Source organism: Jannaschia aquimarina, assembly GCF_000877395.1.
Taxonomy (GTDB): Bacteria; Pseudomonadota; Alphaproteobacteria; order Rhodobacterales; family Rhodobacteraceae; genus Jannaschia; species Jannaschia aquimarina.
In genome coordinates, this window is the sequence record NZ_JYFE01000032.1 from 13,563 (window position 1) to 25,888 (window position 12,326).

At 67.1% G+C, this 12,326-nt stretch carries 10 protein-coding genes; 4 read left to right on the plus strand and 6 right to left on the minus strand.

Translation table 11 applies throughout. The features are described 5' to 3' along the window. Positions 1 to 6 precede the first annotated feature (6 nt). On the plus strand, positions 7 to 1,038 hold the full coding sequence (locus tag jaqu_RS08495; RefSeq protein WP_084629588.1) for a LysR substrate-binding domain-containing protein: 1,032 nt from the start codon (positions 7 to 9) through the stop codon (positions 1,036 to 1,038). Positions 1,039 to 1,110: 72 nt separating this feature from the next. Here jaqu_RS08495 and jaqu_RS08500 read toward each other — a convergent pair whose 3' ends face one another. The 5 genes from jaqu_RS08500 to jaqu_RS08520 all read right to left on the minus strand — a co-directional run bounded on the left by jaqu_RS08500 (position 1,111) and on the right by jaqu_RS08520 (position 8,510). Continuing rightward, complete coding sequence (locus tag jaqu_RS08500; RefSeq protein WP_043918546.1) at positions 1,111 to 1,743, minus strand: hypothetical protein; 633 nt, start codon at positions 1,741 to 1,743, stop codon at positions 1,111 to 1,113. Beyond that, positions 1,740 to 4,049, minus strand: a complete 2,310-nt coding sequence (locus jaqu_RS08505) for an aldehyde dehydrogenase family protein (RefSeq protein WP_043918547.1) — start codon at positions 4,047 to 4,049, stop codon at positions 1,740 to 1,742. Before jaqu_RS08505 ends, jaqu_RS08500 begins: the two co-directional genes overlap by 4 nt. Before the next feature lie 80 nt (positions 4,050 to 4,129). Then, positions 4,130 to 5,095, minus strand: a complete 966-nt coding sequence (deoC, locus tag jaqu_RS08510) for a deoxyribose-phosphate aldolase (RefSeq protein ID WP_043918548.1) — start codon at positions 5,093 to 5,095, stop codon at positions 4,130 to 4,132. Positions 5,096 to 5,185: 90 nt separating this feature from the next. After that, positions 5,186 to 7,714 (minus strand): ABC transporter permease, encoded by a 2,529-nt coding sequence (locus jaqu_RS08515; protein WP_043918549.1) that lies wholly within the window; start codon positions 7,712 to 7,714, stop codon positions 5,186 to 5,188. A gap of 109 nt (positions 7,715 to 7,823) precedes the next feature. Further along, a complete protein-coding gene (locus jaqu_RS08520; RefSeq protein WP_043918550.1) occupies positions 7,824 to 8,510 on the minus strand; it encodes an ABC transporter ATP-binding protein in 687 nt (228 codons plus the stop codon). On the opposite strand from jaqu_RS08520, the gene jaqu_RS08525 reads away from it, so the two are divergent. Then, positions 8,497 to 9,207: an arylesterase gene (locus tag jaqu_RS08525; RefSeq protein ID WP_392387218.1), complete on the plus strand. Its 711-nt coding sequence runs from the start codon at positions 8,497 to 8,499 to the stop codon at positions 9,205 to 9,207. The two genes, jaqu_RS08520 and jaqu_RS08525, sit on opposite strands and share 14 nt — an antisense overlap. Before the next feature lie 118 nt (positions 9,208 to 9,325). After that, positions 9,326 to 9,796: an Hsp20 family protein gene (locus jaqu_RS08530; protein ID WP_043918551.1), complete on the plus strand. Its 471-nt coding sequence runs from the start codon at positions 9,326 to 9,328 to the stop codon at positions 9,794 to 9,796. Between the two features lie 210 nt (positions 9,797 to 10,006). On the opposite strand, the gene jaqu_RS08535 is transcribed toward jaqu_RS08530, so the two are convergent. Further along, entirely contained in the window at positions 10,007 to 10,870 is an 864-nt protein-coding gene (locus jaqu_RS08535) for a glycosyltransferase family protein (protein ID WP_043918552.1), read from the minus strand. Between the two features lie 102 nt (positions 10,871 to 10,972). Here jaqu_RS08535 and miaB point away from each other — a divergent pair, with 102 nt between their 5' ends. After that, entirely contained in the window at positions 10,973 to 12,295 is a 1,323-nt protein-coding gene (gene miaB / locus jaqu_RS08540; RefSeq protein WP_043918553.1) for a tRNA (N6-isopentenyl adenosine(37)-C2)-methylthiotransferase MiaB, read from the plus strand. Positions 12,296 to 12,326: the final 31 nt, after the last annotated feature.

Genomic DNA, 12,326 nt, shown 5'->3' on the forward strand with positions numbered 1-12,326 from the left:
AAGACATTGACACGTCAAGCGGGACGCTACCTGTTTTCGACACGACCGGAGATAGAACTGGAGCAGATCGTGCCAACCCTCCAGCAATTCAGATATCTTGTGGCAGTCGCGGACACGCTGCACTTTCGGCGCGCCGCCGACGCGACCCATGTCACGCAGCCCACGCTTTCGGCCCAATTGAAGGAATTGGAGGCGAAGCTCGGCGTTCAACTCGTCGAGCGGTCCCGTTCGGGCGTGACGCTGACGCCCATCGGAGCGGAGGTCGCGACCCGGGCCCGCGCCGTCCTGCGGGACGTTGCAGACATCCGAGCGCTGGCCCGTGCCGGCGCGGACCCTCTGTCTGCGACGATGCGGATCGGGATCGTCGGTTCTTTGGGCAGCTACTTCCTGCCTCTGATCATTCCGAACCTGCATTCCGCGCATCCGGATCTGAAGTTCTACGTCCGCGAGGGCACCGCCCTGGATCTGCTGACAAGACTTCGGGATGGCGGCTTGGATGCGCTGTTTTTCCCGTTGCCGCTGGATGCCACGGACCTGACCGCCGCGCCGCTCTTCCATGAGCCGCTCCTGCTCGTCATGCCGTCCGACCACCATCTCTCCGCGCAGGCGGAGGTCCCGCGCACCGCTCTGCGCGGAGAGGTTCTCATGACGCTGGAGGCGGGGCACCGGCTGCACGATACCGTCGCGGCGCTGGCCGGAGAGGTCGGTGCGGAATTGTCGCTCGACTATGAAGGAACATCGCTCGACACGCTCCGGCAGATGGTCGCGACGGGGTTGGGGCTTTCGGTGCTCCCCGCGCTCTATGTCCGATCCGAGGTCGCGCGCGAAGCGCTGGTCACCGCCCGCCCGCTTAGCGATCCGGAGCCGGGTCGGGATATCGGGATGGTCTGGCGCAAGCGGGCTCCGCAAGCCACGGCGTTCGAGACCCTCGCCGCCGCCATCAGGACGACCCTTCGCAGGGAAGCGCCCGAGGTCCGCGTCATCGAACCCATCGCTGACGGATCCGAGGATGTGCTTGGCTACAGCGCTGGAGCATAGGCCGAACCTCTACACGCCGCGTCGCATCCCTGCCGGTGGCCTGCCTGTTGCACGCAGCCCGGCCGGGCCAGACTAGCGCCGGTAGAGAGGCACCCCTGCCATGATCGCCTCATCCAGCGCTGTCGCTTTCTCCCGGAGGGAACCGCGCGTCAGCCCGAGCCTCGCATAGCTCTCGATCTCGCCATGGTCCGGCCGGATCGCCTGCCCAGCGGCGTTCAAGTATCCGATCGGCAGGGCATAGCCGTCGCCGTATCGCAGTCGCGCAGCCCCGCCGGTCTCGAGCCAGATATCGACCCCCTGATAGAACCAGATCTCCGTTCGTCCCAAGGTGGCGAAATATGCGGATTCGTGGGCATTGAACGCGATCTCGCGGACGGTCAGATCGCCTCCGACGAGCAGAACGCCACCGCGCGTATTGACGAGACGATCACAGCTCAGGTCGCCCGTCACCACGAACACGGTCTCGCCATGGCCGCCGCCCATCTCGTACAGGTTCAGCGTGCCGTCGATGTGGAGATCCCCGTCAACGAAGACCGACCGGGTCCCTGACGGAGGCGGTGCATCCGGGTGCCCGCGCCCGATGACACACGGGCCACCGCCTTCGGGGCGCCCGAAGACCAGCCCCGCGATCAGGGTTCCCAGGGGCCCGTCGATCTGCCCCAACGTGTCCGAGAACGTCTGCGCCGCGATCTCTTGCCAAGTCATAGACCGAAGGGGATCCAGACCGTCTGGATTTCCGTCGCAGCCTCCAGCCATGGGGCGGCGTCCCGGCCGGCCCAGTCGCGCGAATGTCCGTTGTTGACCCATGTCCGCGTCAGTGCGGACGCGGCCTCCCGCTCGACCAGACCGGAGATATCGGCCGAGGAAAACGACCAGCAGGCGCCTATTCCGGCATGTCCGGCAAGGTGGGGCGCCAATTCCGCGTGGTCGCCGGTCAGGATGTTCACAACGCCCGCAGGGACGTCGGACGTGTCCAGGACCTGATAGAGGTCGGTCGCGGTCAGCGGCGCCGTCTCGGGTGCGACGAGGACGAGCCGGTTGCCGGTCGCAAGCGTAGCTCCGATGATCTGAGCCAAGCCGATCAGCGGGGCCTCTTCTGGCGCGAAGGCGCCGATCACGCCGACGGGCCTGTTAAGCGCGAGCGCGAGGCCGCCCATCGGAACGCCGACCACCCGGCCGTCATGCTTGTCGGCCCAGGCGGCCCAGCGGAACAGGTGGCGGACGGCCTGCGCCGCCTCGGGCTTCCCGCCCGTCTGAGCGGCGAGGCGGGTATCGAATTCGTCTGCGCGGGCCGACAGGTTCTCGGCAAGGTAGTACAGGATCTGTGCCCGCAGATGCGCCGTGGTCCCGGACCAGCCTCTTGCGCCGGACGCGGCTTCGACGGCATTGCGCACGTCCTTGCGGTTGGCGATCCCCACTTCCCCGACCATGCCCTTCGGTCCGGCAACGGGGCGGGTGTAGCCACCATCGGGCCGGGCCTGCTTGCCACCGATATACAGCTTCGCGGTCCGGTCGACCGCATCCGTCGGTGCGGGCCCTGCCTGATGCGTCCGTGGCGCCTTCAGCTTGGACCCCTGCTCGGGCCGAAGGTAGGCCGACAGCCCGGCGACGCCGCCCTCGCGCCCGAAGCCGCTCTCCTTCATGCCGCCGAACGGAGCGGCGGCGTCGAGCATGTTGGCCCCGTTCACCCAGACGACTCCCGCATCGATCCGCGGCGCGATATCGAGAGCATGGTCCAGATCCTGCGACCAGACGCTGCCCGCCAGGCCGTAGGACGTGTCGTTGGCCAACTGGACCGCCTCGGCCGGGGTGCGGAACGTCGTTGCGGCGAGGACGGGGCCGAACACCTCCTCCTGCATCAGCGGATCGGCTGAATGCAGCCCGCTGACCAGCGTCGGTGGCAGGAAGCAGCCGTCCGGCGCGGTTCCACGATGCACCTCACCCGCCGTCTGCGCCAGCAAGGCCTCGACCCGGGCCTTATGCTCCGAATGGACCATCGCGCCCATATCCACGGACTTGTCGAGCGGATCGCCCACGCGGATCTTGCCCATCCGCGTCTTGAGGCGCGACAGAAACTCTTCCGAGATGCCTTCCTGGATCAGAAGACGCGCCCCTGCGCAGCAGACTTGGCCCCCATTGAACCAGATCGCATCGACCAGCCCTTCGACCGCGCCGTCGATGTCGGCATCTTCGAAGACGATGTACGGCGACTTGCCTCCGAGCTCGAGCGTCAGGCCGATGCCGCGCCCGGCCGTCTCGCGGCGCAAGGTCCGTCCGACCTCGGTCGACCCCGTGAAGGCAAGCTTGTCGATCTCGGCGCGCGCGAGCGCGGCGCCCGTGGCCCCGTCACCGGTCACGATGTTGACGACACCGGGGGGCACACCGGCCGTCTCGCAGATATCCGCGAAGGCAAGTGCCGTCAGCGGCGTCCACTCTGCGGGCTTCAGAACGACGGAATTGCCCATCGCCAATGCTGGCGCGACCTTCCAGGCCAGCATGAGCAGCGGAAAATTCCATGGTACGATCTGACCGCAGACACCCCATGGCATGCGCCCGGGGACGAGTTCGCCGCGCAACTCGGCGTGCCCCGCGTGATGATAGAAGTGACGCGCGGCAAGCGCGACGTCGATGTCGCGTGCCTCGCGGATCGGCTTGCCCGTATCCAGCGTCTCGAGCACCGCAAAGAGGCGGGCGTGTTTCTGAAGGCCCCGCGCGATGGCGTAGAGGACGCGCGCCCGGTCGTGGTCGTCCAGCTTCTCCCAGGCGGGCTGCGCCTTCCGCGCGGCCTCCACCGCCCGCGCGACGTCGGCCTCTGTGCCCTGCGTGACCTGAGCCAGTTCTTCGCCATTGGCGGGGTTCACCGTCGCGAAGGTCTCACCCGGCTTGTCGCGCTTGCCTCCGATGAAGTGACCGAATGCCCGTCCATGGCTTTCGAGCCAGGCATCGGCCTCGTCCCTGGCCTCTGGGGCCGGGCCCCATTCCATGTTCTCGAAAATCTCCGCCACGTTCATGGTCCGCCTCGCCTCTCGGACCGGGCCAGGGTCCTTATCTCATCCGAAAACCATGGGGATCCGGGGCTGCGCCCCCGGCTTCACCCCACGGCGTGCCGGTAGCCTGCGGAGTACCGCCCGGTCACGTGATGCTCCAGTTGACGCTCGATATCCGCAAGGAGCGATGAGGCCCCGAACCGGAACAGGTCCGGGCGAAGCCAGCGGTCCCCCAACTCTTCCTTGAGTAGCGCGAGATACGTGATCGCGTCTTTCGCCTTCGAGATCCCGCCCGCCGGCTTGTAGCCGACCTTGAAGCCGGTCATCGCTTCGTATTCCCGGATCGCCCGCATCATGACGAGGCTGACCGGAAGCGTCGCGTTCACGCTCTCCTTGCCTGTCGACGTCTTGATAAAATCCGCCCCCGCCATCATGCAAACCAGCGAAGCTTTCATGACGTTTCTCAAACTGCCCAGTTCTCCGGTAGCCAGAATCGCCTTCACGTGGGCGTCGCCGCACGCCGCGCGCATCTCTCGCATCTCGCCGTAGAGCGCCTGCCAGTCGCCGGTCAGCGCGTGGCGTCGCGAGATCACGATGTCGATCTCGGACGCGCCGGCCGCGACGCTCTCCTCGATCTCGGCCAAACGCAGCCGGAACGGCGACAGGCCCGCCGGGAAACCGGTCGAGACGGCGGCCACCGGAAGGCGTCCGGCCAGCGCGTCGACGGCGACCGGCACCATCTCGTGGTAGACGCAGACCGCGCCGACGGTCAGGTCGGGCAGCCCGATCGCATCCAGAAGGTCGTGCCGCACGGGGCGCAGTGCCTTGGCGCAGAGCCGCCGCACGCGTCCGGGCGTATCGTCCCCTGCCAGCGTCGTGAGGTCGATCATGCTCACCGCGCGGGCAAGCCAAGCGGCCTGCCAGTCTTTCTTCAGAGAGCGCCGCGCCCCGATCGTGCCGGCCCGTCGGAGCACGCCCGGAGTGTTGGTGCGCACGCCTTCGATGATCCCGGCATCGAAGGGCAGTCCCTCATTGCGGGGCAGGGCGTTCGGACGGTCGGTCGGGGACAAGGCTCACCTGTCGCAATCGTGGGCCCCGGTCGTCGCACGACCGGGGGATCCACGCAAGTCCGCCAGAGCGGAGGAGGTGGCTGCCGCCGGTCAGTCGCGCCCGCGGAGGACCCTCGCGGGACGCACCCCCAAGGGCCGCCAGGCGAAGGCGAGCCCTGCCAAAAGCGTAGCAATCGCGCCGCCCACCACGATGGCGAAGGCCGAAACAGGCTCGAAGCTATAGGGGGCTTCCATGACGAGGCGCATAATGCCCCATCCGGCCAACGCGCCGCCGATGATCGCCACGATACCTGCCGCGCCACCCAGAAGCGCAGAGCGCAGAGCAAAGCTCGCCAGGATCGTCCGCCGGGTCGCCCCGAGGGTCTTGAGCACGGCCGCCTCGAAGACGCGCGCCCGTTCTCCCGCCGCGGCGGCACCGATCAGGACGACGAAGCCGGTCAGCAGCGTGGCGCCTGCGCCCCAGGACGTGGCTGCCGCCAGCGCACCGAGGGCCTCGGTCACCAGCGCGACGGCATCGCGCACACGGATCGCGGTGATATTCGGGGCATCGGCCGCGACTTGCCGCAGGATGCGGGCCTCGGCCTCGTCTTCGGCGTAGACGGTCGAAAGCCACGTGTGGGGCGCCCCGGCGAGTGCCGCCTCGTTGAAGACCATCACGAAGCCGATCCCGCCGGACGAGAAGTCCACTTCCCGCAGACTGGTCACGGTAGCGGTTATGTCGCGCCCGAGGACGTTGATCACCACTTCGTCGCCGAGTTCCACTCCCAACTCGTCGGCTTCCTCCTGCGCGAAGCTGATCTGCGGCTCTCCGGTATAGCCCTCCGGCCACCATTCGCCGCTCGTGATCCGGGTGCCTTCGGGCAAGGTGTCGGCAAAGCTGACACGCCGGTCGCCCCGGGTCACCCAATGGTCGATCTCGGAGGCGGGCCGGCCGCCCAGGGACTGGACCACGCCGCCCAGCATCGGGGCGGTATCGACCCGCGTGACGGCAGGGTCGTTTTCGACCGTATCGAGAAAGCCCTCCAGCTGGTTGGGTTGGATGTCCACGAAGAAGTAGCTGGGCGCGACCTCCGGCAGATCGCGGTCGATGGCTGCGCGCATGTTGGCATCGATCTGGCCAACGGCGGCCAGCACGGTCAGCCCGAGACCCAGCGACAGGACGACCGCCGTGGCTTCGCCGCCCGGTCCGCCGACGGCGCCGAGCGCCGCTCGCAATGCCGGGCGACCCCGGACCGCCGGACTGCGCGACAGCCTTGCCGCCAGCCGGCGAAGGCCGAACGCGGCGAGGACGAGCACCGCCAGGGCCACCGCAATCCCGCCGGCTGCGGCGAGCGCAAGAATGGGAATGCCTGACAGCACGGCCGACAATGTCACCAAGACGGCCACAAGCGCGGCCAGAGCTGCCAGATAGGGCGGGCGCGGCAGGCCGCGCGACGGCCCGGCAGCATCCCGGAATAGCGAGGCAGCCCTTACGCCTTCGGTCCGCGCCAGCGGCCAGAGCGTGAAGATCAAAGCCGTCAGCGCGCCGTAGAGCGCGGCCTCGGCCAGCGGCTGGACATGGACGCCCAAGGCCACCGGGACCGGCAAACGCGCCTCGATCAGAGGTCCGGCGGCGAGGGGGATCGCGGTACCGAGGATCAGACCCATGAAGATGCCCAGCGCGGCAAGCGCGGCGATCTGCATCATGTAGGCGGCGAAGATCGTTCTGCTTTCCGCCCCAAGCGTCTTCAGCGTCGCGATCACCGGGGTTTTGGCCTCCAGATAGGCGCGGACGGCGGCCGAGACGCCGACCCCGCCCACGGCCAGCCCGGCGAGACCGACAAGCACGAGGAATGCGCCGATCCTGTCGACGAAACGCTCAACCTGAGGTGCGGCGTTCCGGCGATCGCGCCAGCGCATGCCGGTCCCTTCCAGCGCGGCCTCGACCTCCGCGCGCACGGCATCCAGACGGGCATTGTCCGTCTCCGGCGGCAGGGCGAGACGATACTCGGTCTCGAAAAGCGACCCTGCGGACAAAAGGCCGGTCCCTTCCAATGCTTCGGTCCGCACCAAGGTCCGCGGCCCGAGCCCGAAGCCTGCCGCCCCCAGATCGGGTTCCCGAACGAGGCGGGCGGACAGCTCGAACGGCTTGTCCCCCATGTAGAGCGTGTCACCCACCTCGACGCCCAAGCGATCGGCGAGGACGGGATGCACGACGATACGATCTCCGGCCAACGCCTCTTCGAGCGGGATTGCGGGGTCGAGTTCCACCTCGCCGACGAGGGGGTAGGCGTCGTCGACCGCCTTCACCTGGGTGAGCGCCCGTTCGGCCTCAAGCCCGGTTCCCGTCGCGACCATGGACCGGAAGTCGACGATCTCCGAGACATCTGTGGTCAGGCGGTCGAGAAGCGCGCGCTCTTCCTCGCTGGCGAAGCGGTAGGCGATTTCGACCTCCGCATCGCCGCCCAGGATGTTGCGGCCCTCCCGCTCAAGTCCTTCGGTGATCGACACCCGAACGGAACCGACGGCCGCGATCGCCGCGACACCCAGCGCGAGGCAAGCCAGAAAGATGCGGAACCCGGCGAGGCCTCCGCGCAATTCCCTGACGGCGATGCGGCGTGCATTGGTCAAGGTGCTCATCGGATGCACCCGATGCCGGTCGTGGGGCGGCGCGACAACTCGGACGCCATTCCAGCGCGATCCGACACGGCGTGATGAGGTGCGATGCCCTGGTCGATGGTCGGGCCGGTCATTCCGCCGCCTCCGCCCGGCGGGTCTCTTCGGACAGGCGTCCGTCCACGAGGCGGATCGTCCGATCGCACCGCTCGGCAAGTTCTCGCGAATGGGTGACGAGGATCAGGGTGGAGCCGTGCCGGTCCCGCAATCCGAAGAGCAGATCCATGATCTGTTCCCCCGTCGCGGCATCCAGGTTGCCCGTCGGCTCGTCCGCCAAGAGGATGTCCGGACGCGGCGCGGCGGCGCGGGCGAGGGCCACGCGCTGCTGCTCGCCGCCCGACATCTGGGCGGGGTAGTGCCCCGTCCGATGACCGAGGCCGACCGCCTCCAGTTCCTCCGCGGCCCGGTCGAAGGCGTCCGCAACGCCAGCGAGTTCGAGGGGGGTGGCCACATTCTCCAACGCGGTCATCGTCGGGATCAGGTGGAAGGATTGGAACACCACCCCCATATGCTCCCGGCGGAAGCGGGCAAGGGCGTCCTCGTCCATCGCGGTGAGGTCATGGCCCAGCGCCATCACTTCGCCGCCAGTGGCGCGTTCCAGTCCGCCCATGACCATGAGGAGAGAAGACTTGCCGCTGCCCGAAGGTCCGACCAGCCCCACCGTCTCGCGCTCGGGAACCGAGAGCGTTATCCCATGCAGTATCTCGACCACCCCGGCATTGCCGTCGAGGGACAGGGAAACGTCTTTGAGATCGAGCATCTGGGCGGAACTCCGGTCGTGGTGTGCGTCAATCGGATATGGGGCGGTCTCTGCGGCCCGCAAGCCGCTCCTCGCGGCTCTTGTCTGGGTTCCCGTCGCGGCCGGCGCACAGGAGGTGCGCGTTCTTGCGCTGGGCGACAGCCTGACCGCTGGCTACGGCCTGCCGGAAGGCGAGGGCTTCGTGCCGGTCCTGCAGGATTGGCTCGAAGACAAAGGGTATTCCGCCGAGGTCGTGAATGCAGGGGTATCCGGCGATACGACGGCCGGCGGCTTGGCCCGGCTGGACTGGGCGCTCTCTTCGGAACCGGATGCGGCCATTGTGGCGCTCGGCGGCAATGACCTGCTGCGCGGCATCGATCCGACGGCAAGTCGGGCCAATCTGGACGGGATCCTGTCGCGCCTGCGCGAAGAAGGCATCGAGGTGCTGCTGGTCGGTCTGGAGGCGCCCGGCAATTACGGCGCCGCCTTTCAGCAGGCCTTCGATGAGATGTATCCCGCCCTCGCAGCCGAACACGACGCGCTGCACGAGGTCAGCTTTCTGGGGCCCTTGACGGCCGAACTCCCGATGCAGGAAGCCCGCGCGCGATACCTTCAGGCCGACGGGATCCATCCCAATGCCGAAGGGGTCGAGGTCATCGTGGATGCCTTGGGGCCGCGCGTGGCGGAACTGGTCGAAAGGGTCGAGCCGGGCTCTTGAACGCCGGAATAAGTCCACCCAAATCTCTGTCGTCGGACGCCGGTTTCGGGTCCGCAAGACACCGCCCCCGTCCTCGCCGGAGGGGGAAAGCAATGTATCGCTTCAAGAGGATGCAAAGATGCGCACCTATGACTTCACGCCGCTCTACCGTGCCACCGTTGGTTTCGACCGCATGGCCGACCTTCTGGACCGTGTCATGACGAACGACGTCGCGACGAACGGTTATCCCCCCTACAACATCGAGAAGACCGGCGATGACGCCTACCGAATCACCGTCGCCGTGGCCGGCTTTGCGCCGTCGGACCTGAACGTCGAAGTTCGGGAGAACGCGCTGATCGTTGCCGCGCGCAAGGAGAAGGGCGACGCCAAGCGCACTTATCTCCATCGCGGGATCGCGACCCGGGCTTTCGAGAAGACCTTCCAACTGGCCGATCACGTTCACGTGACCGGAGCCCGCCACGAGGATGGAATGCTTCACATCGAACTGGAGCGTCAGGTTCCCGAAGCCCTGAAGCCCCGTCAGATCCAGATCGCCTCGCACGGATCTGTCGACGCAAAGGCGATTGAAGGCCAGACGGTCGAAGCCTGATCGGGCCGTTGAACGGATCGAAGGCGCGCCATCAGGCGCGCCTTTTTCGTGCCGACGTCGCCGAGCGTTGCGATGGCAAGGAATCATGCGGTCGATTTGGCGGAGGTGTCATCCCGACCGCGACCCGGCACTTGTTACGCAGGTGCCGGGCGTTTTTTTTGGCGCGCCTGTGGTCTTGTCCTGCCTCAAGCTACCCCTGTGTTCTCCCCCCTAGAACCACTGTCCCGGTTCCATCAGGCCGAGATCCATGAGTTGCTGCGCGCGCCATTCGAACGGGATCGAACCCGGCCAGTCGAAACGTGCGATCCGGTTCCGGGAGAGCGGGTTCGCCGCAAGGGCTTTCGCCGCACGGAACGACGCCACCGCAGCCGTCATCGAATTATGCCACGGGCAGGCATAGGTGTTCATTTCCTCGTCGGTCAGGCGATGATCGGGCAGCAGACGAAGTGCCGGTTTCGTGCGGAAGATCGCGATGCGGTCGATGCGCCGACGCGCGGGCGGCACGAATTCCTCGAACCGCCAGCGCAGACCTCCGTAGAAGTCGAGTTGACGTTCGAGCGTGTGGCCATCGCGTCGGCGGGCGAGCGCGTAATACCCGCTTTCGTCTAGAAAGGCTTCCTCTGGCGTAAGGCCGCCACTCTCGGACAGAGGGCCTTTGGGATAGAGATCCACGACGAAGGTCAGGACCGCGTCGCGCCGCTCTTCCGCGCAGAACGCCAGGGCTTCCCCGATGCGTCGCGTCTCTGCGAACGGGTAGAACAGGAACTCCGCATTGTAGGTGTAGGCGAGCCATGTGCCCGGAGGCAGTATGTCGATCATCTCGTTCACGCAGACCTCTGCCAGGTCGGCGGGGCGCTGCGCCAAGCGCAGGACATGGGCGCCCTCGGGAAGCCCGCCGAGGCCGGTGCCGACGCCAGGCGGAAGCGCGAGGATCACCGCGCGAAAGCCGATCCCGAGATGATGGGTCAGACTGCCCTCGATCCCGGCATCATCCTCGCACAGCACGAGGCAGACCGGTCCGGGTCCCAGCAGCCGGACACCGGCCCTGAGGTCGTCGAGAGAGGCGAACTCCATGACGGTCGGATTGCCCGCCCCGCGACGCCGGCGCAAGTTGCACCGCTCCCGGCGGTAGGGTAGGGCGCCCAGACCGCTTGGAACCTGTGTCGAGGATGCGTCATGTCCGCGCCCAAGAAGCTCCACGTCAAGACCTATGGCTGTCAGATGAACGTCTATGACAGCGAGCGCATGGCCGAGGCGATGGGCGCGCAAGGCTATGTCACGACCGACCGGCCGGAAGATGCGGATCTGATCCTGCTGAACACGTGCCATATCCGAGAGAAGGCTGCCGAGAAGGTCTATTCCGAGCTCGGACGGCTGAAAGGGCTGAAAGCGAAGAACCCCGACCTGAAGATCGGTGTCGCCGGTTGCGTCGCGCAGGCCGAGGGGGCCGAGATCGTGGCACGCCAGCCGGCCGTCGATCTGGTCGTCGGTCCCCAATCGTACCATCGCCTGCCCGATCTGGTCGCCCGCGCCGCGCCCGGTGCACCTGCGCTCGACACCGAGTTTCCGGACGAGGACAAGTTCGAGCATCTGCCCAAGGCCCGGACGCCGGCTGCCAGACCCACCGCCTTCCTGACCGTGCAGGAGGGATGCGATAAATTCTGTGCGTTCTGTGTCGTCCCCTATACACGCGGTGCCGAGGTCAGCCGTCCGGTGGCGCGCCTGCTCGACGAGACGCGCGCGCTGGTCGATCGCGGCGTGGTTGAGGTGACCCTGCTGGGCCAGAATGTGAACGGCTACCACGGCGAGGGGACCGATGGGCGGAGTTGGAGCCTTGCGGACCTGATCCACACCCTCGCTGATATCGAGGGCCTGGAGCGGATCCGCTACACCACCAGTCACCCCAACGACATGACCGACGACCTGATCGCTGCCCATGGCGCGCAGCCCAAGCTGATGCCCTATCTGCACCTCCCGGTGCAGGCGGGCAGCGATCGCGTTTTGAAGGCGATGAACCGCAAGCATTCCGCTGAAAGCTACATCGAGATCATCGACCGGCTACGTGCCGTGCGTCCCGATCTGGCCCTGTCGGGCGATTTCATCGTGGGCTTCCCCGGCGAGACGGATGCCGATTTCGAAGAGACTTTGACGCTGGTCGAGCGGGTCCGCTACGCGCAGGCCTATAGCTTCAAGTATTCCGCTCGCCCCGGCACACCCGCAGCCGAGAGACCAGGTGTCGCAGCCGAGGTGGCGGCAGAGCGGCTGGCCCGGCTTCAGGCGCTGCTGTCGGCGCAACAGACCGAAGCACAGGAGGCCATGGTCGGGCGCGAGGTCTCTGTCCTGTTCGAGAAAGCAGGCCGGTTGCCCGGGCAGATGATCGGCAAGTCCGAGCACTTGATGGCGGTGCATGTACCCGCCCCGGACGAGATAAAGGGCCGCATCGCGCGCGTTCGCATAACCGAGGCCGCGCCACATTCGCTGGCGGGAAACCTGGTCTGAGAGCGGATAGGCGCCGAATTTCCTCCCCATG

Bases quoted from the DNA above. Each gene is read 5' to 3' on its own strand.
- jaqu_RS08500 (WP_043918546.1), bottom strand. From the start codon at position 1,743: ATGACTTGGCAAGAGATCGCGGCGCAGACGTTCTCGGACACGTTGGGG.
- jaqu_RS08505 (WP_043918547.1), bottom strand. From the start codon at position 4,049: ATGAACGTGGCGGAGATTTTCGAGAACATGGAATGGGGCCCGGCCCCA.
- jaqu_RS08515 (WP_043918549.1), bottom strand. From the start codon at position 7,714: ATGAGCACCTTGACCAATGCACGCCGCATCGCCGTCAGGGAATTGCGC.
- jaqu_RS08520 (WP_043918550.1), bottom strand. From the start codon at position 8,510: ATGCTCGATCTCAAAGACGTTTCCCTGTCCCTCGACGGCAATGCCGGG.
- jaqu_RS08530 (WP_043918551.1), top strand. From the start codon at position 9,326: ATGCGCACCTATGACTTCACGCCGCTCTACCGTGCCACCGTTGGTTTC.
- jaqu_RS08535 (WP_043918552.1), bottom strand. From the start codon at position 10,870: ATGGAGTTCGCCTCTCTCGACGACCTCAGGGCCGGTGTCCGGCTGCTG.
- miaB (WP_043918553.1), top strand. From the start codon at position 10,973: ATGTCCGCGCCCAAGAAGCTCCACGTCAAGACCTATGGCTGTCAGATG.